This is a genomic window from Nitrospirillum iridis (genome assembly GCF_014205765.1).
GTDB classification, from domain to species: domain Bacteria; phylum Pseudomonadota; class Alphaproteobacteria; order Azospirillales; family Azospirillaceae; genus Nitrospirillum; species Nitrospirillum iridis.
In genome coordinates, this window is sequence record NZ_JACIIZ010000003.1 from 20,443 (window position 1) to 39,123 (window position 18,681).

13 protein-coding genes are annotated in these 18,681 nt (G+C 67.9%); 9 read left to right on the top strand and 4 right to left on the bottom strand.

Annotated features, from left to right (window positions below; translation table 11 throughout):
• Window positions 1–162 precede the first annotated feature (162 nt).
• Window positions 163–1,440, bottom strand: a complete 1,278-nt coding sequence (locus FHS74_RS05570; protein ID WP_184798337.1) for a CHASE3 domain-containing protein — start codon at window positions 1,438–1,440, stop codon at window positions 163–165.
• A gap of 148 nt (window positions 1,441–1,588) precedes the next feature.
• Window positions 1,589–2,062: an Lrp/AsnC family transcriptional regulator gene (locus FHS74_RS05575; protein ID WP_184798339.1), complete on the bottom strand. Its 474-nt coding sequence runs from the start codon at window positions 2,060–2,062 to the stop codon at window positions 1,589–1,591.
• A gap of 149 nt (window positions 2,063–2,211) precedes the next feature.
• Between FHS74_RS05575 and FHS74_RS05580 the strand changes: the two genes are divergently transcribed.
• A complete protein-coding gene (locus tag FHS74_RS05580; RefSeq protein ID WP_184798341.1) occupies window positions 2,212–2,466 on the top strand; it encodes a DUF6356 family protein in 255 nt (84 codons plus the stop codon).
• A 64-nt stretch (window positions 2,467–2,530) separates the two neighbouring features.
• Here FHS74_RS05580 and FHS74_RS05585 read toward each other — a convergent pair whose 3' ends face one another.
• Window positions 2,531–3,769, bottom strand: a complete 1,239-nt coding sequence (locus tag FHS74_RS05585) for an aspartyl/asparaginyl beta-hydroxylase domain-containing protein (protein WP_184798343.1) — start codon at window positions 3,767–3,769, stop codon at window positions 2,531–2,533.
• Window positions 3,770–4,039: 270 nt separating this feature from the next.
• Entirely contained in the window at window positions 4,040–4,597 is a 558-nt protein-coding gene (gene sodC / locus FHS74_RS05590) for a superoxide dismutase family protein (RefSeq protein ID WP_184798345.1), read from the bottom strand.
• Window positions 4,598–4,857: 260 nt separating this feature from the next.
• Here sodC and FHS74_RS05595 point away from each other — a divergent pair, with 260 nt between their 5' ends.
• The 8 genes from FHS74_RS05595 to FHS74_RS05630 all read left to right on the top strand — a co-directional run bounded on the left by FHS74_RS05595 (window position 4,858) and on the right by FHS74_RS05630 (window position 18,625).
• On the top strand, window positions 4,858–5,568 hold the full coding sequence (locus FHS74_RS05595) for a response regulator transcription factor (RefSeq protein ID WP_184798347.1): 711 nt from the start codon (window positions 4,858–4,860) through the stop codon (window positions 5,566–5,568).
• An 11-nt stretch (window positions 5,569–5,579) separates the two neighbouring features.
• Window positions 5,580–6,914: a sensor histidine kinase gene (locus tag FHS74_RS05600; RefSeq protein WP_184798349.1), complete on the top strand. Its 1,335-nt coding sequence runs from the start codon at window positions 5,580–5,582 to the stop codon at window positions 6,912–6,914.
• A 72-nt stretch (window positions 6,915–6,986) separates the two neighbouring features.
• Window positions 6,987–7,670 (top strand): ATP-binding cassette domain-containing protein, encoded by a 684-nt coding sequence (locus FHS74_RS05605; protein WP_184798351.1) that lies wholly within the window; start codon window positions 6,987–6,989, stop codon window positions 7,668–7,670.
• A complete protein-coding gene (locus FHS74_RS05610) occupies window positions 7,667–10,039 on the top strand; it encodes an FtsX-like permease family protein (RefSeq protein WP_184798353.1) in 2,373 nt (790 codons plus the stop codon). The genes FHS74_RS05605 and FHS74_RS05610 overlap by 4 nt, the downstream gene beginning before the upstream one ends.
• A gap of 524 nt (window positions 10,040–10,563) precedes the next feature.
• Window positions 10,564–13,374: a TonB-dependent receptor gene (locus FHS74_RS05615; RefSeq protein ID WP_184798355.1), complete on the top strand. Its 2,811-nt coding sequence runs from the start codon at window positions 10,564–10,566 to the stop codon at window positions 13,372–13,374.
• Between the two features lie 237 nt (window positions 13,375–13,611).
• Window positions 13,612–15,171, top strand: a complete 1,560-nt coding sequence (locus tag FHS74_RS05620; protein WP_184798357.1) for a tryptophan halogenase family protein — start codon at window positions 13,612–13,614, stop codon at window positions 15,169–15,171.
• Window positions 15,168–16,994 (top strand): alpha-amylase family glycosyl hydrolase, encoded by a 1,827-nt coding sequence (locus FHS74_RS05625; protein ID WP_184798359.1) that lies wholly within the window; start codon window positions 15,168–15,170, stop codon window positions 16,992–16,994. Before FHS74_RS05620 ends, FHS74_RS05625 begins: the two co-directional genes overlap by 4 nt.
• Entirely contained in the window at window positions 16,991–18,625 is a 1,635-nt protein-coding gene (locus tag FHS74_RS05630) for an alpha-amylase family glycosyl hydrolase (RefSeq protein ID WP_184798361.1), read from the top strand. Before FHS74_RS05625 ends, FHS74_RS05630 begins: the two co-directional genes overlap by 4 nt.
• The last annotated feature ends 56 nt before the right edge of the window (window positions 18,626–18,681 follow it).

Below are 18,681 nucleotides of genomic sequence, written 5' to 3' on the forward strand. Positions count from 1 at the left end.
AGCCTTTCCCGGATAGGCTGCTGGGGTCGGCGCATCATAACCAAAGCGGGACCGGAGATACAGGCGCAGCCGTACCACAATTCTGCTTCAAAGCCGATTTTTCAACTCTTTAGCAGTAGTGGGCGGCGATGGGGCCTGGCGGCCCGCTGGGCGGTGGAGCGGTCAGGCCGCCTGGACTTTGCGCGTCCGGGGTACAATCACCGAGATGTAAAACTGGGTTCCCGCCTTGTCGAAGGCCATCTCCGCGCCGATCTGCCGGCACAGCGCCTGGACGACGGTCATGCCGATGCCGGCCACGCGGGCGGCCCCCATGTCGCTGGGCAACTGGCCGCTGGGATCATCGATGAAGCAGGACAGGCGATTTTCGACCAGGTTCAGGCTCAGATGCACGGGGCTGGACAGCTGGTCCGACCGGCGCAGGGTGGGGGTCAGCATCTCGTTCAGGATCAGGGCCAGGGCCACGCCCGTTTCCACCGGCAGCAGCACGGGCGTGCTGGTCACCCGCACCCGGTCCAACGCGCCATATTCCGCCGCCACCTCGCGGCAGAAGGCGGGCAGCAGGGCGCCAAACTCCACCTCGTCCACCGTCTCGGCCTGCAGCATGCGCTTGTGGACCTCATTGATGGCCAACACCCGGGTGCGGGCCTCCGCCAAGGCGCGTTCGGCCTGGGGATCCTTGGTGTCATGGGTCTGCAATTGCAGCAAGGTGCCGATCATGGCCAGGCCGTTGCCGACGCGGTGGTTTATTTCGCGCAGCAGGCGGCCCTTCTCATCCAGCATGTCCTGCAACTGCTGACGCACACGGCTTTCCCGGTCGGCCTCCGACATGGCGCCGCTGGACAGGCGCCAGACCAGCCCCCCGGCCACGACGCAGATGACGACGCTCCCCGCCACGAACAGCAGGCGCAGGCCATTGACCCGGCCCTGTCGCTGCGTCAGCAGCGCCCGTTCGACATCGTCGATGGCGGCGATCTGGTCCCGCACCTCCGCCATCAGCGATTCCCCCCGTTCCAGGGTGATGCGGTCGGGGGCGGCCGGCGTCTGGGCCATCGGCATCTGCAGGGCGTCCAGCCGTGCGGTCGACAGCGCGGTCAGCGCGGTCACCCGTCGCGCCTGGTCGGGGTTGTCGGAGGTCAGGGTGCTCAGCGCCAGCAACTGGTTTGTGGCATCATCACGATAGCCCTGGAAGCGGTCCCGGGCCTCCGGCGCATGTACCAGCAGATAGAGCCGTTGCGCCGATTCAGCCGCCAGGATGTGGCTCAGCACCAGGGTGGCGGTATTGCGGACCTGATGGCTGTGGTTCACCCACTTTTCGCTGCTCACCACCTCCGCGAAGATGGATTGCATGATCAACAGCAAGGCGACGATGCCGCCCAGGGCCGCCAGCCCCGCCAGTCGCACGCGCTGTCGAAGCAGCATGTCCACGGCCCAGGTCCTCACGAAACATCCGCGCGGCGACACCCGCGCATAAAAAAAGGCCTCCGGCGTTGTTCACGCGAAGGGTCGGCAACGGGAATTGACCATGACCTAGATTTGGGCGTCTGGCGATCTTGCCTTTGGCGTATGCCTTCGCCGCTCGGTCGCGGCCTCAGGCGGCCGGACGCGGCAAGGGGATGGCCGTGGTGTATTTGATGCGCTCCATCGCGAAGCTGGAACTGACGTCGGTCAGCTGCGTCACCTTGATCAGCTGTTTGTAGACCCGGTCATAGTGGGGGATGTCGGCCACCAGCACCTTCAGCAGATAATCGACATCGCCGCTCATGCGATAGAATTCCACGATCTCCGGAATATCGGCCACACCTCGGGCGAAGGTGTCCAGCCAGTCCTCATTATGCTGGTTGGTGCGGATGGCCACGAACACGGTGATGCCACATCCCATCAGGCCCGCGTCCAGCAGGGCGACGCGGCGGCGGATGACGCCCGCCTCCTCCAGCTGCTTCACCCGCCGCCAGCAGGCGTTGGCTGACAATGCCACGCTGTCGGCCAGTTGCGCGATGGACAGGGACGCGTCGTCCTGCAACAGCTGCAGCAGCCGGATGTCGATCTTATCAAGCTGAACCATAAAGTGGCTAATCCGTGGGATGAAATTATCGTCTCAGGCGCCAATACTGGGACAGTTTGGGATTTTTCTCAAGGGTTCCTGGGCTATCCTGACCTTGGCCGGCCGATCATGCGGATCGCCGGCGGGAATGCGATGGGGAGACCAGGGCCGTGTGGAACAAGCTGTTTGTCGATCATCCCAGGACGGTGCAGGAAAGCTATGGCGAGCATGCCGTGATGGCCGCCTCTTTCGGCGGCCGCATGGTGCTGGCAGGGTTGGCTTGCCTGGTGCACGCCGTGGTCCCGGGCCTGTTCGTGCGCACCGGCAGCCGCACCATCACCGTGCTGTATGATGAGATGGTGGTCAATCGCAACCGCAAGGCCAACAAGGCCGCGGGCGAGGTGGCCGCAGTCGGCGGGCGCTAGAACCGGAGGCGTCCGCGGGTGGATGCCCGGCCCCGGCGGCATTGTTGAACCGGAAGCGGTCCGGTCACAGGCCGCTTCCGGCGGTGCCGGCCGGCGCCGCGTCGCCATTGAAGCGGTCGATGCCGGTCATGACCCGGGTGATCATCTCACGTTCCGCCACGCTCAGGTGGGGGTGCCAGATGTCGAACAGCAGGATGACGCGCGTCTGGTCGCTGTCGTTCCAGGCCTCATGCTCGATGGTGTCATCGAACACCCAGGCCTTGCCCACCTGCCATTCGCGCGTCTCGTTGCCCACGCGGAAGCCGCAGCCCGCCGGCACCACCAGCGGCAGGTGAACCACCAGGCGGGTGTTGGACACGCCCGTATGGGCGGGGATGCGGGTCCGTGGTTTCAGGACGGAGAACATCGCGGCCGGTGACTTGCCGGGCACCTGCGGCTGGGGCATGGCGTCCAGCAAGGCCGCGGTACGCGGGCAGCGCTCGCGGTTTTCCCGATGCGGCCGACCATAATGCATGAAGTGGAAGGCGCTCCACCGGGGGGAGTGGTTCAACTCGCTCCACTGATCCAGCGGCAGGCCGTCAGGATAGGCGATATAAGGCACGAAACGTTCCGGGTCATCCTCGTCCGTCAACACCGCGGCCAGTTCGGCGCGGACGACGTCGGTGCCGGCCTCCAGGTCCATCAGCCACGGGAAATCCTCGGGGTCATGGAACTCAAGGGCTGGCAGGCCGGGGTAGAAGAACTGTGCCGGTTGCTGGTGATACGGCTTGGCGCGGCCCAGCGCCCCATCGACGAAGCGGGCCATGCGCCGGGCCTCGCCGCTGCGGCAGCGGCTGAGGTCGCCGTCTATCTCCCCCTTCAGGAACGCGTCCAGGTCCGCCAGATATTGGCTGTGCCGCTCCCGCGCGCGGGCCACCGCGCGGGCGGTGGGGGCATCCAGGGCGCCGTCCGGTGGGGCCAGACTCAGCGCCGTGCCGTAGGCGGCCCCCGCCTGCCGCGCCTCCCCCATGCCGTCCAGCAGCGACGCCCGCATCAGCAGGGCCATGAAATTGCGGGGGTCTATGCCCAAGGCGCTGTCCAAGGCCGCCAATGCCGCCGCCGGATCGCCCAGCGCGCGGCGGGCGCCCGCTAGGTTCAGCCACAGGGGGACTTGGTTCGGGGCGATGGACAGCGCCTCCTCCAGCAGGGCATGGGCCCGTGCCGGCTGGCCGGCGGCCATGGCCCGTACCGCCGCCGTGTTGAGGCTGCGCGCCTGATCGTCCGCCTCTGGCTTGGCCGTTCCAGCCTCCGCCTTCTCACCCATAACGCCCCCGCGTTGGTTCGGGTGGTGCTGACATGAAAGAGGACATGGCCGGGGCACCGGGCCCCCTCTCCCCAACAGCACCCTCCCGGTTTAATTATAGGCGCAGCCCGACGACCGGCCTTTATGCCTATCACTATAGTCAGGGCATGGCGCCGGCAACAAGGGCCGTATGGCGAATTGTGACAACGCAAAAATTAGACGAGGGCAAAAAATAAGGCCCTGGCGCGCGAACGGCCAGGGCCCTGCCGGCTATCGGAAATGCCGGTTTGGTTATTGATCGCCCACCACGCCGCAGGCGATGCGGCCGCCACCGCCGCCCAGCGGCTCCGGCGTGTCGGCGAAGTTGTCGCCGCCGGCGTGGATGATGAAGGCGTGGCCGGCCAGGTCAGCCAGTTTCAGATGCGGCACGGTCAGCGTCTCGGTCGAGGAGGCGCCGTCGGCCTGGATGGTCAGCGGCGGCAAGTCGCCCTTATGGCCATCGGCCATGGGCCCCAGATGCTTGCCGGTGTTGGCCGGGTCGAAATGACCGCCCGCGCCCAGGCCGGCGCCGGGCTTGCCGTCCTTTTCCCCTGGCTGGCAGGAGGCGTTGGCATGCAGGTGGAAGCCGTGCACCCCCGGCGGCAGGCCGGTCAGCTTCGGCGTCAGGATCAGGCCGCCACTGCCCTCCGTGGCGGTGATGGTGCCGACGGCGGCACCCACGCCGGTGGCGGTGATCAGGTGAACGGTGGTGATCACGGGGGCCGCGGCCACGGCCGGCCCGGTCATGGCGATGGCGGCGACCGCTGTGGCGGCTGACAGCAGGGCGGCGCGCAGCGTGGACTTCGTCATGGTCTTTCCCTCCGATGGGCCCAGCTTTCCCCTGGGGCGTGGCCGGGGCGGGCTTATGGGCAGGTTTGGTTAACGCGGGTGCGCATGATAAGCCGGAAGCCGGCCCCCCACCAGCGGCCAGCCTGCTTAGGCCGGAAGGGGGCGACTTTGTCGCGGGCGGGGATCTCCGGGGCACTTCCGTCAGTGCAAGGGCGATGATGCCCCGCGCGCGGCTTCACGCTATCGTTGCCGCCCCGCATCCCTCACGGCACCCATTCCCCATGAACCCGCCCCCTCCCGATGGCGCCCGCATCCTGCTGGTGGAAGATGATGAGCGGCTGGCGCCCCTGGTGGTGCGCCACCTGGCCGACAGCGGTTTCCAGGTCAGCTGGGCGGCCGATGCCGTGGCGGCGGACGCGCACTTGCGCGCGCACGGTGCCGACCTGGCGGTGCTGGACATCATGCTGCCCGGGGAGGATGGGCTGTCCCTCTGCCGCCGCATCCGCCGCGACCACGACATCGGCATCATCATGGTGACCGCCCGGGGGCAGGAGGCCGACCGGATCCTGGGCCTGGATCTGGGCGCCGACGACTATCTGCCCAAGCCCTACAGCCTGTGGGAACTGGAGGCGCGGGCCAAGGCGGTGCTGCGCCGCTGTATCCGGCCGGCGGTGTCCTCGGGCCCGCGCGCCGTGCAGCAGGCCGGGCCCTTCCGTATCGACAGCGACAGCCGGGCGGCCAGCCTGAACGGCCAGATCCTGGACCTGACGCGGACGGAATTCGACCTGCTGGCCCGGCTGGCCGGGGATCCCGGCCGGGTGTTCACCCGCGACATGCTGCTGGAATGCGTGCGCGGCGGCGAGACGGAGGCGTTCGACCGGGCGGTGGATACCCACATCAGCAACCTGCGCCGCAAGATCGGCGACGATCCCAAGACCCCCGCCTTCATCCGCACGGTGTGGGGCGTGGGCTACCGCTTCCATCTGCCATGAGGATGCCGTCCATGAAGGGCCCCGGCCTGTTCCGCCTGCTGTTCTGGCGGGCGCTGCTGCTGGTGGCGATCTGCCTGGGCATCCTGGTGACGCTGTCCTTTCATTTCCAGGGGGTCTTCCTCTATGGCGCCTGGCAGCAGGATCTGCGGGATGAGGCGCGGTGGCTGGCCGCGCATTGGCCGGCGGCTCCCACCGCCGTCGCCCAGGACTGGGCGCGGTCGCACGAACATGTGCGCCTGACCGTGCTGGCCGCCGATGGCGCGGTGTTGGCCGACAGCCGTCCGGACAAGCCGCCCTTGGATCCCTCCCTGCTTGGCCCCGGACACCGGGATCTGGAGATGCTGGTGGGGACCGCCCCCCTGCCGGACGGCGGCACCCTGGTGCTCAGCCGCTGGGGCCAGCCGGCCATCCCGATGCATGTGGAATTCCTGCCCGTGCTGCTGGGCTTCGTCGCGCTGGCCGCCATCCTCGTCTGGCCGCCGGTGCGCGACCTGACGGGCGCCTTTCGGCGGCTGTCCACCCTGGCGGCGCGGGTGGCCGGGGGCCATTTCGGCGAGACGCTGGAACCGCCGCGCCAGCGGGAACTGGCGGGCTTGGTCACCTCCTTCAACCACATGTCCCAAGCCCTGCGGGACAGCGAGGTGCGGCAGCGCCGGCTATTGGCCGATGTCTCGCACGAATTGCGCTCCCCCCTCGGGCGCCTCCGTGCCTTGGGGGAGACCATCGCCCGCCGGCCGGCGGAGGCGGCACCCCACCTGGCGCAGATGGATGGCGAGATTGCGCTGATGGACCGTCTGATCGGTGACATCCTGGCGGCGGCGACGGTGGCGGAGGGGGCGGCCAGCCTGACGCCGCGCACCGTGGTCCTGGCTGACTGGGCCCGGGACGCCTTCGCCCGCAGCCGCCCCGGCATCGAACAGGCGGGCATCGCCTTGGGCGTGACGGTCAGCGGGGACACGGGCCGGACCGCGACCATCGATGCCGGCCGCCTGGCCCAGGCCCTGGGCAACCTGGTGGACAACGCCGTGACCGCCACCCAAGGCCAACCGGATCCGCGCATCACCCTGACCCTTGAAATGACGGACGAAAACTGGCGGTTGATGGTGGCGGACAATGGCCGGGGCATTCCCGATGCCGACCTGCCCCATGTCTTCGACCGTTTCTACCGGGTGGACCGTCATCGCGGGCGGGGCACGGGCGGCGCCGGCCTGGGCCTCAGCATCGCCCGCGCGTTGGTGGAGGCGCATGGCGGACGCCTGACGCTGGACAGCACGGTGTCGGTCGGCACCACCGCCGTCATGGCCTTTCCCTGGTCCATTCCCAAGACTGGTCCCACACTTTCCTGACAATTGCGCCAACGGCGCCGGACATCACCCCGCCATCCTGCCCCTTCCTGAGACGCAGAAGGGGGGTATCCCGTGTCGCCTGTCATTCAACTGCTGGCCGCCGGGCGGACGTTCCGCCAAGGCGAAGCCGAATATGCGGCCTTGCTGCCCGCCACCGTCACCATCGCCCGGGGGCAGTATGTGGCGGTGACGGGGGCGTCCGGGTCGGGCAAGTCCACCCTGCTGAACCTGGTCACCGGCGTGGACCGCGCCAGCCAGGGCTCCGTCATCGTCAACGGAACCGCCCTGGAAACCCTGGGCGAAGGGGCTTTGGCCCGCTTTCGCGGCGCCACCGTGGGCATCGTCTTCCAGTTCTTCGAACTGATCCCCACGCTCACGGCCTTGGACAATGTGATCCTGGCCATGGATCTGGTGGGCGTGGTGCCGGCGAAGGGGCGGCGGGCGCGGGCCCTGTCGCTGCTGGCGGAGGTTGGCCTGGGCGACCAGGCGTTCCGCCCGCCGGGGCGCCTGTCGGGCGGGGAACAGCAACGCGTGGCCATCGCCCGGGCGCTGGCCAACGATCCACCCCTGTTGGTGGCGGATGAGCCCACCGGCAACCTGGACCGGGCCAATGGCGACCGGGTGGCGGCGTTGTTCGACCGCTGCGTCGCCCAGGGCCGCACCGTCGTCGTCGCCACCCACGAACGCGGCGGCCTGGACCGCTATCACCGCGTGCTGCGGATTGAGGACGGCCAGTTGGCGGAGGTGGGGGCATGATCCCGGTTCGCGTGAAAAAGGCCGGGTGCGACTTCGGCGTCCGCTGGGGGCGGACCCTGTTGGCCTTTTCCGGTTTGGCCATCGGGCTGTTCGTCACCGGCGCGGTGCTGGCCGCGTATTCCCTGCTGCGCACGGACCTGGAGGCTGGTTACCGCCGCACCAACCCGCCCAACCTGGTGCTGCGCACCGATGCGGTGACACCGGAAATCCTGCGGCGGCTGGCGGATCTGCCCGGTGTCACCGCCGTGGAGCAACGCCCCCTGGTGATGGCGCGGGCGGAGGTGCGACCGGGCCGTTGGCTGCCTCTGGAACTGGCGGTGGTGGATGATTTCCGGGCGCTGCGGGTGGCCACGTTCACCCCCGAGGCCGGATTGCCGGCCGATGCCTGGCCACCGCCCGTCGGTGGTTTGCTGGTGGAACGCGACGGGCGCTATTTCCTGGACGGTGGACCGGGCACGACACTGCCCCTGCGCTTTTCCGACGGTGCGTCCGCCGCCGCCGCCTTTTCCGGCTATGTCTTCGATCCCGGTCAGCATCCCTCGCGGATGGAGATGGTGCTGTACGGCTATGTCACCCGGGCCACGCTGGCGGCCTGGGGGCAGGGGCTGGACGGCAGTCGCCTGCTGTTGACCACCAGCGGCCCCGACAGCGCTACCACCCTGGCCCCCACCGTCACCGCCGCGTTGGCGGCGGCCGGGGTGGGGGTGCGGCGCCTGGAAATCCATGACCAGCCCCGCTACGGCCACCAGAACCAGCTGGATGCGCTGATGCTGCTGATGGCGGGTTTGGCCGTCACGACGCTGGGCATGGGCACGGTGCTGGTGGTGAACCTGATCGACGCCCTGATGACACGGGAGCGGCGGGCCATCGGGGTGATGCGGGCGCTGGGCGCGCGGCCGGAACAGGTGGCGCGCGACTATCTGCTGGCCACCGGCTTCCTGGGTCTCGCCGCCGGCCTCGCCAGCCTGTGGCCGGCCCTGGCCATGGGCACGGTCATCGCCCGCTTCATCGCCGCCGGTAATAATTTTGACCTGCTGAGCCCCCATCCACCCTTGTGGGTGTGGGCGGCGGTGCTGGCGTTCGGCGCCGGCGCCCCCCTGGCCGTCACTGCCTGGCGGGTGCGGCAGGCGATGCGGATGCCGGTGCGCCTGGCCCTTCTGCGCGGCGGCGGCGCCAGCGCCGGCGCCGCCCCGGGGACCGGGGCGCTGGCGCGGGTCTTCACCGTCCTGCCCTTGCTGGTCCGCTTGGCGCTGGGCGCCGTGTTGCGCCGGCCGCGGCCGGCGGTGCTGACCGCGCTGGTGCTGGCCATCGGCCTGGCCTTCTTCCTCACGGCCCTCAATGTCCGCGCCTCCATGCAAGGCACGGCGGCGGCGGTGATGCGGACGAAGCCCTACGATGTGCAACTGGTCTTGCGTCAGGCCTACCCCACCGATCGCCTTCAGGCCTGGATGACGGGCCGGTCCGAGGTGCGGGCGGCGGAATATTGGAGGGGGGTGGAGGCGGTGCCGATGGTGGATGGCCGGCGTCTCGCCAACCCGGTGGCGGTGGTGGCGCCGCCGGCGGGCACCCGCATGATCCGGCCGGATGTGCTGGCCGGGCACTGGCTGGACGGCGCGGACGCCCAGGGTGTGGTGGTGACGCAAAAGCTGCTGGCCGACGTGCCTGACCTGCGTCTGGGCGGCCGCTACCAGCTACGGACGGGGGAGCGTGCCGCCGCCGTCACCGTGGTGGGCGTGGTGCGGGAATTCGGGCCGGGCCGTGTCTATGCCTCGGCGGCGGTGATGGACACGCTGCGCGGGGCCGCCAGCGGGGCCGACATCCTCTATCTCACCCTGGCCGCCGGCAGCAGCCCGCGCCCCGCCGCCCAGGCCCTGCAGGACGACCTGGCCGCCGCCGGCATCCCGGTGATGGCGGCGGAGACGGCCGAAACCCTGGTTGCCATCATCGACGGGCATCTGGCCCTCATCACCACCGTGCTGATGGCGATCGCCGTCCTGGCGCTGCTGACGGGCGTGCTGGGCCTGGCGGCCTGCATCGGTGTCAGCGTGGCGGAGCGGGCGCGCGAGGTGGGGGTGATGAAGGCCATGGGCGGTGGCGGCGCAGCCCTTATACGCCTGTTCATCTATGAGGCGATGGCCATCGCCCTGGTCGGCTGGGCCATCGCCCTGGCCCTGGCGCCCCTGATCAGCCGGCCGGTGGTGGGCCGCTTCGGCCAGCGCATCATCCGCTATCCCTTCGACTACCAGGACTGTTCCTGGGGAGCGTTCGCCGGCCTGGGCGTCGCGGTTCTGGTCGCCGTCCTGGCGGCGGCGATGCCGGCCGCCGCCGCCGCCCGGACCCCGGTCGCCACGACCTTGCGCACGGAGTGATGGGCGCGCCTGCGTCGTTGCGGATTGGTGTCTGACGGGCCGGTTCCCCACGGGGGCCGGCCCGTTCTCATTGTGCGCTTGCACACATGAATACTTGGGTGGGTGAAGCAAAAATAGTTAACGGGCGCAGGGCTGCCTGAATACGTATGCGACTGTTACTGGATCGTTGCACATACGTATGCGGCCTATGTTACAAAAATCGGCCCCACACTATGATCATCGCAAATTCGGGAGGATACGGGGCCAAGGTGCCGAAGCACCTTATATCCAGGTTGATGCACGATCAGGTGACAGGACGGGCCAAAGCGCTGTGAGCGGCTTGGTACAGTCGTACCTGCGTCATCGCTGATCCACACCGTTGACAGTCAGGACGTCGTGCGCGCCCGCCCTTCGACCGGGGTGGACGGAGCCTTCGTTGACCCTGGGGGAAGCCCCGGGGCGCCCGCACCGTGAGCGGGTTCTGGAAGAATAGTTGCAACTGGGCCGGGTAACGGCCCGCAGGCAAGATGGAAGGGGAGGGTGCCATGAGGAACTCGAAAATCGCGTTGGCCACCAGGCTGGCCGTGGGTGTCAGCGCCGTGACGCTGCTGATGCATGGTCCGGCGTTCGCGCAGAGCGCCCCGGCCGCTGGCGTCAATGACGACATGCAGGAAATCGTCGTCAGCGGTTTCCGCCATTCGCTGGAATCGGCCATCGAGGTGAAGCGCGATGCCGCCCAGATCGTGGAAGCGATCTCGGCCGAAGACATCGGCAAGCTGCCGGACAACTCCATCGCCGAATCCCTGGCCCGCCTGCCCGGCCTGGCCGCCCAGCGCGTGGACGGACGCGCCCAGGTCATCAGCCTGCGCGGCCTGGGCCCCGACTTCACCCTGACCACGCTGAACGGGCGGGAGCAGGTGTCCACCGGCAACAACCGCAGTGTCGAATACGACCTGTACCCCTCGGAAATCATCAGCAGCGCGCTGGTCTACAAGACGCCTCAGGCGGGCTTCACCGCCCAGGGCCTGGCCGGCACGGTGGACCTGCAGACCGTCCGTCCGCTGGATTATGGCAAGCAGGTGATGGCCGCGTCCGCCCGCGCCGAGATGACCTCCATCGGCAAGCTCAACCCGGACTCCGAGGACAAGGGCTACCGCGCCAGCGCCACCTATATCGACCAGTTCGCCCACGACACCCTGGGCGTGTCGCTGTCCATCGCCCATCTGAATTCGCCGACGCAGCAGGAAACCTCGCGCGTATGGGGCTATCCCCAGCTGTCCAACGGCAACTACGTCATCGGTGGCGACGAGGTGCGCGCCAATTCCGAAGAATTCAACCGCACCGGCATCATGAGCACGGTGCAGTACAAACCCACCGACAACTTCACCACCTCGCTGGACTTCTTCTACACCCACTACCAGGATTACCAGTGGCAGCGCGGCATCGAGATGCCGCTGCAGTGGGGTAACGGCGGTGTTGTCGGTTCCCAGCCGGCGGTGGCTCTGCTGCCCGGCTACACCGCGCAGAATGGCGTCGTCACCAATGGCGCGTTCAGCGGTGTGAAAGGCGTGGGCCGCAGTGACGTGGGCTCCACCCAGTCCGACCTCTATTCCATCGGCTGGAACGGCCAGTACACCAAGGGCGATTGGGTCGGCACCCTGGACTTTGGCTACAGCATGGCCGATCGCCAGACCACCCGCTTAGAATCCTACTACGGCACCGGGTCCAGCGGGTCCACCGGCGCCACCGACACCATCGGTTTCACCAATGTCGGGACCAACCAGTCCGGCTATCAGTTCACCCACAACCTGAACTATGCCGATCCGAACCTGATGAAGCTGACGGATCCCAACAACTGGAACGGTGGCACCACCCCGTATGCCCAGAACGGCTATCTGAACAAGCCGCGGGTGCACGATGACCTGTACTCGTTGAAGGGCGACCTGAAGAAGGACTTCCATGAAGTCTCCTTCCTCAAGGACATCGACGTCGGTGTGAACTACACCGAACGCAACAAGGAATACTTCCAGCCAGAATGGTACGTCACCCTGACGTCCAACCTGACCGCGGCGGTCGATCCCATCACCGGGGTCAAGGGCGCCAGCGCCGCCATCCCGTCCTGGGCCATGGTCGGCTCCACCGACCTCAGCTGGATCGGCCTGGGCAATACTGTGGCCTATAATCCCGTGGAGCTGTTGTCCCGGGGGGTCTACACCCTGATCCCGTGCGCCCAGTACCGCGCCAACTGCACCGGCGACAGCCACTACACGGTTGATGAAAAAGTCACCACTGGCTTCATCAAGGCCGACCTGGATGGCAACATCGGCGCGGTCAAGGTCTCCGGCAATGTCGGCCTGCAGTTGGTGCACACCGACCAGTCCTCCACGGGCATCGCCATCGCCGCCGCCAACAAATACCAGGATCGCACGCTGGGCTTGGGCTACACCGACATCCTGCCCAGCATGAACCTGGCCTTCGTCCTGCCCAACCCGGACCATCAGATCCGCTTGGGCGCCGCCCGCGAGATGATGCGCGCCCGCATGGACCAGATGCAGGCCAACCTGTCGTACGCCTTCGACGCGTCCAAGGCCGGGGTGTCCAACCCCAACAACGGCCCGTGGAGTGGCACCGGCGGCAACCCCTATCTGAAGCCCTGGTACGCCGATGCGGTCGACCTGTCCTACGAATACTATTTCAACAAGGCTGGCTACCTGTCGCTGGCGGCGTTCTACAAGCACCTGGAAAACAACATCTATAACAAGAGCACGCTGACCGACTTCTCCGGCATCAACAGCAACTCCTCCGCCACCCCGGCCACCAATTTCGGCTACGTCACCGTGCCGGTGAATGGCAATGGCGGCATGATCGAGGGCGTGGAGGCGGCGCTTGCGGTGCCGCTGGACATGGTCTGGTCCAAGCTGGAAGGCTTCGGCATCAATGGCGCCGCCGGTTGGACCCAGACCGACCTGCAGGCCGGTTCGCAGGGCGTGGGATCGGGCAACAGCACCCTGCCGGTGGCCGGCTACTCCAAGTGGACCGAGCAGGGCACGCTCTATTACGAGAACGGTGGCTTCGGCGCCCGCGTCTCGGTCACCCACCGCTCCGGCTACCTGTCCGAGCTGACGGGTTTCGGCCAGGGCCGCGAGTTCGACCTGGCGGTGCCGGAGACCCTAGTCGACGCCCAGATCAGCTATGACTTCACCGAGGGCGCGCTGAAAGGTCTGTCCATCGTCCTGCAAGGCCAGAACCTGACCGATGAGCCGGTCGTCACCTACTACAACGGCGATACCACCCAGAACTGGCGGTACGAGAAGTACGGCACGCGTTATCTGCTCGGCGCTTCCTACAAGTACTGAGCCGATAGGGTTGGGGTTTCCCGCCGACGGCCGCGTCGGCGGGGCGCTTTTCGACCTTTCTCCCCGAGCCCTCGTGAGGCGGGCCCAGACCCAGGCGGACCTGGGCCCGCCTCACCCTTTTCTTTCCCAGGGCTGAAAGACATCTTTCCCATGGGCATCGGCCCTGGCGTTGGCGCCCACGGGAAACCTGCCCGCCCTCATGGGACCATCCGGCAACAGCGATGCGGAAGACAGGCCATGACCTTTGCCCCCGCCACTGAGCAAGGGACCGGTACCATCCGTGACATCGTCATCGTCGGCGGCGGCACCGCCGGGTGGATGACGGCGGCGCTGCTCATCCACATCCTGGGGCCCGGTGGACACCGCGTCCAACTACTGGAATCGGAAGAGATCGGCACCGTCGGCGTGGGTGAGGCCACCATTCCGCCCATCGGCATCTTCAACCGGGCGCTGGGGTTGGATGAGGACGACTTTCTGCGTCAGACCCAGGGCACCATCAAACTGGCCATCGAATTCGTGGATTGGCTGCGGCCGGGGCACCGCTACCTGCACAGCTTCGGCGCCTTCGGCCGTCCGCTGGGCCTGGGCCATTTCCAGGATTTCTGGTTGCGCGCCCATCGCCTGGGCATGGCGGATGACTGGGAACCGTACATCCTGAACAGCGTGGCGGCGCGGCGCGGACGTTTCGTCCGGCCAGACCCACGCCGGCAGAGCCCGCTGGAGCCGCTGGCCCACGCCTTCCACATCGATGCCGGGCTCTACGCCCGCTATCTGCGCCAATTCGCGGAAAAGCGCGGCGTGCGGCGGAGGGAGGGCAAGATCGTCCGTACCGTGCTGCGGGCCCATGACGGCTTCGTCGATGCGGTCGAGATGGCGGACGGCACCCGCGTCCGGGGCGACCTGTTCATCGATTGCTCGGGCTTTCGCGGCCTGCTGATTGAACAGGCGCTGAACACCGGTTTCGAGGACTGGTCCCACTGGCTGCCCTGCGACCGCGCCTGGGCGGTGCCGTGCGCCAGCGCCGGCGGGTTCACGCCCTACACCCGTTCCACCGCCCGGCCCGCCGGCTGGCAATGGCGCATCCCGTTGCAGCACCGCCTGGGCAATGGCTACGTCTACAGCAGCCGGCACGTCAGCGATGACGAGGCGGCCGCCACCCTGATGGCCAACCTGGACGGCGAGGCGTTGGCCGAGCCGCGGCAACTGCGCTTCACCGCCGGCCGCCGCCGTAAATTCTGGAACCGCAACGTCGTGGCGATCGGTCTCGCCGGCGGTTTCATGGAACCCCTGGAATCCACCAGCATCCATCTGGTGCAATCGGCCATCTCCCGCCTGATCACCCTGTTGCCCAACCATGGCGTCGATCCGGCGATGGCGGAGGAATTCAACCGCGCCTCGGCCCTTGAGTACGAGCGCATCCGCGATTTCATCATCCTGCACTACGCGGCGACGGAACGGGCGGACAGCCCCTTCTGGCGCGAGTGCCGGGACCGGCCGATCCCGGAGGAACTGACGCGCCGCATCCGGGTGTTCCAGGCGCTGGGACGCGTCTCGCGCGACCTTGACGAGCTGTTCAGCGAGGTCAGCTGGCTGCACGTCTTCCTCGGCCAGGGCATATGGCCGCGTGATCATCATCCCCTGGCCGACCAGCTGTCGGCCGAAGACCTGCGCCGCTTCCTGGAGGACATGAAGATGGCCGTGGCGCGTGAGGTTGACGCCATGCCCACCCATGCCGACTTCATCGCCCGGCATTGCCGGGCCGACAGCCTGACCGACAGCCTGAAAGGAACCGCATGAAAGTGTTAGGCCGCCGTCTGGCGCTGCTTGCTTCCACCGTGGTCCTGACCGCCGGGGCCCTCGCGCCCTTTGCCTGGGCCGCGGATTTTCGCGACCGCTTGGCGGAGGACGAGGTCGTCTACTTCCTGCTGCCCGACCGCTTCGACAACGCCGATACCGCCAACGACAAAGGCGGCATGACGGGCGACCGGTCGGTGACGGGGTATGATCCGACCGACAGCGGCTACTACCACGGCGGTGACCTTCAGGGCGTCATCCGGCGGCTGGACTACATCCAGGGGCTGGGCGCCACCGCCTTGTGGGTGGGGCCGGTGTTCAGGAACAAGGCGGTGCAGGGCGCGCCCGGCCGGCAGTCCGCCGGCTATCACGGCTACTGGATCACCGACTTCACCCATGTCGATCCGCACCTGGGCACCGACGACGACTTCAAGGCCCTGGTGGATGCCGCCCACGCGCGCGGCATGAAGGTCTATCTCGACATCGTCATCAACCATACCGCCGATGTCATCCAGTACCGGGAGTGTAGGGGCAAGCCCTGCCCCTATCGTTCCAAGGCCGACTATCCATACACCCGCAAGGGCGGCCCCGCCGGCCCCGCCATCAACGCGGGCTTCCAGGGTGACGGTGTGCGCACGGCGGAGAATTTCGCCCGCCTGGCCGATCCCGCCTACGCCTACACGCCCTTCGTGCCGGCGGCGGAGGCCCATGTGAAGGTGCCGGACTGGCTGAACGATCCGCGCTTTTACCACAACCGCGGCGACTCCACCTTCAAGGGGGAAAGCTCCCTTTACGGTGATTTCGGCGGCCTGGACGATTTGATGACCGAGAATCCCGCCGTGGTGCGGGGCTTCATCGACATCTATGGTGCCTGGATCGACCGCTACGGCATCGACGGCTACCGCATCGATACCACCCGCCACGTGAACCCGGAATTCTGGCAGGCCTTCGTGCCCGCGATGCTGGACCGCGCACGGGCGCGGGGCATCCCCCACTTCCATATCTTTGGCGAGGTGGCGGACACCGACGGCCGGGTGGAAATCCTGGCCCGCCATACCCGGGTGGACAAGCTGCCGGCCGTGCTGGACTTCGCCTTTCGCCGCGCCGTGGTCGACACGGTGGCGGGGACCAAGGGCACCGACCGTCTGGCCCTGATGCTGGACGGCGATGCCCTCTATGAGGGGGGCGAGGACGCGGCCCGCCAGCTGCCGACCTTCGTCAGCAACCATGACCATGGCCGCTTCGCCCACTTCGCCCGCAAGGCCTTCCCCCACGCGGGCGAGGATGAGATCCTGAAGCGCGTCATCCTGGCCAACGCCCTGATGTTCACCCAGCGCGGGGTGCCCGTCGTCTATTCCGGGGACGAGCAGGGCTTCAGCGGCGGGGAGGATCGCGCGGGGCGCGAGGACATGTTCGGCAGCCGGGTCCCGGCCTACAACGCCGAACGCCTGGTGGGCACCACGGCCACCACCGCCGCACCCAGCTTCAATCCCGGCCATCCCCTGTATCAGGGCCTGGCGGAAATGGCGCGCCTGCGTGAGGCCGAGCCGGCGTTGCGCCACGGCCGCAGCGTCCTGCGCTTCGCCAGCGAAAAGCCGGGCCTGTTCGCCGTCTCCCGTATTGACCCCGACACGGGGCGGGAGGTGCTGGTGGCCGTCAACACCTCGACGCACGCCGTGAATGCCCAGGTTGAGGTCGGCGGCCAGTGGACCACTTTCACCGCCCTGCACGGCCCATGCGGCCCTGCCGTTACCGCCCCGGGCAGCTATGCTGTCCAGGTGGCCCCCCTTGATTACGTCGTCTGCGCATCTGGAGAGGCTTCATGACCATGGAACACCCCCCCCATACCGGACCGGGCGGTACCCGACCCTGGTGGCGCGGGGCGGCGATCTACCAGATCTATCCGCGCAGTTTCGCCGACGCCAACAATGACGGGGTGGGCGACCTGCCCGGCATCACCCGCCATCTGGACCATGTCGCCAGCCTGGGGGTGGACGCCATCTGGCTGTCGCCCTTCTTCACCTCCCCCATGCGTGACTTCGGCTATGACGTGTCGGACTTCCGCGACGTCGACCCGCTGTTCGGCACCCTGGCGGATTTCGACGCCCTGGTGGCGCGGGCGCATGCGCTGGGCCTGAAGGTCATCATCGACCAGGTCTATTCCCACACCTCGGACCAGCACCCCTGGTTCCAGGAAAGCCGCCAGGACCGCGGCAACCCCAAGGCCGACTGGTACGTCTGGGCGGACGCCAAGCCCGACGGTTCGCCGCCCTGCAACTGGCAGTCCGTCTTTGGCGGCCCGGCCTGGACCTGGGACGCCCGGCGCCGGCAGTATTACCTGCACAACTTCCTGACCGAGCAGCCGGACCTGAACGTGCACAATCCGGTGGTGCAGGACGCCCTGCTGGACGTGGCGCGCTTCTGGCTGGACCGGGGGGTGGATGGCTTCCGCCTGGATGCCATCAATTTCTCCATGCACGACCCGGCCTTCACCGACAACCCGGTGAACCCGGACACCCGTGCGGTGCGCACCCGGCCCTTCGATTTCCAGCTGCATTCCAAGAACATGTCCCACCCGGACATCCCCAAGTTCCTGGAGCGCATCCGGGGCGTGCTGGACAGCTACGGCGGCGACCGCTTCACGGTGGCGGAGGTCGGTGGGCCCGACGCGGACCGGGAGATGAAGGCCTTCACCGCTGGCGACAGGCGGCTGAACAGCGCCTATGACTTCAGTTTCCTCTACGCTGACACCCTGACCCCGGCGCTGGTGCGCCAGGCGCTGGAGCTGTGGCCGGACGAACCCGGCCTGGGCTGGCCCAGCTGGGCCTTCTCCAACCACGACGCGCCGCGCTGCGTTTCCCGTTGGGCCAAGCCGCAGGACCGCGCCGCCTTCGCCCGCATGGCCGCCCTGCTGCTGGTCACCCTGCGCGGCAACATCTTCCTCTATCAGGGGGAGGAGCTGGCGCTGACCCAGGTGGCCATCCCGTTCGAGCAGTTGCAGGACCCCGAGGCCATCGCCAACTGGCCCCTGACCCTGGGGCGCGACGGCGCCCGTACGCCGATACCCTGGACGGCGGATGCGCCCAACGCCGGTTTCAGCACGGCCCAGCCCTGGCTGCCCGTGGGCGCCGACCATGACGCCCTCGCGGTGGACCGGCAACAGGCCGACCCCCGGTCCCACCTGGCGCTGACCCGCCAGCTGCTGGGCCTGCGCAAGGCCCATGAGGCGCTGGCCATCGGCGGCATGCGCTTCGTCGAGGCGGGGGAGCATGTGCTGGCCTTCGAGCGCAGCCACCTTGATGAGACCCTGCTGTGCCTGTTCAACTTCGGCCCTGAGACGTGGACGACCCCGGAAGGCGCCAATTGGCCGGTGGTGCATGCCGTGGGCGAGCCCCAGTCCGGCACCCAGGGCTGGACCTTGCCGCCCTTCGGTGGTCTGGTACTGTCGCGGCCGTAAGGCCACCGATCGCCCGTCGATTTGCGAAGGGCAGAGCGCATGGAAACCGAGCATGT

What these genes read in the sequence shown, in the direction of transcription:
- FHS74_RS05610 (WP_184798353.1), top strand. Translation starts at nt 7,667, where the DNA reads ATGATCCCGGTTCGCGTGAAAAAGGCCGGGTGCGACTTCGGCGTCCGC.
- FHS74_RS05630 (WP_184798361.1), top strand. Translation starts at nt 16,991, where the DNA reads ATGACCATGGAACACCCCCCCCATACCGGACCGGGCGGTACCCGACCC.
- sodC (WP_184798345.1), bottom strand. Translation starts at nt 4,597, where the DNA reads ATGACGAAGTCCACGCTGCGCGCCGCCCTGCTGTCAGCCGCCACAGCG.
- FHS74_RS05575 (WP_184798339.1), bottom strand. Translation starts at nt 2,062, where the DNA reads ATGGTTCAGCTTGATAAGATCGACATCCGGCTGCTGCAGCTGTTGCAG.
- FHS74_RS05600 (WP_184798349.1), top strand. Translation starts at nt 5,580, where the DNA reads ATGAAGGGCCCCGGCCTGTTCCGCCTGCTGTTCTGGCGGGCGCTGCTG.
- FHS74_RS05620 (WP_184798357.1), top strand. Translation starts at nt 13,612, where the DNA reads ATGACCTTTGCCCCCGCCACTGAGCAAGGGACCGGTACCATCCGTGAC.
- FHS74_RS05595 (WP_184798347.1), top strand. Translation starts at nt 4,858, where the DNA reads ATGAACCCGCCCCCTCCCGATGGCGCCCGCATCCTGCTGGTGGAAGAT.
- FHS74_RS05615 (WP_184798355.1), top strand. Translation starts at nt 10,564, where the DNA reads ATGAGGAACTCGAAAATCGCGTTGGCCACCAGGCTGGCCGTGGGTGTC.
- FHS74_RS05625 (WP_184798359.1), top strand. Translation starts at nt 15,168, where the DNA reads ATGAAAGTGTTAGGCCGCCGTCTGGCGCTGCTTGCTTCCACCGTGGTC.
- FHS74_RS05585 (WP_184798343.1), bottom strand. Translation starts at nt 3,769, where the DNA reads ATGGGTGAGAAGGCGGAGGCTGGAACGGCCAAGCCAGAGGCGGACGAT.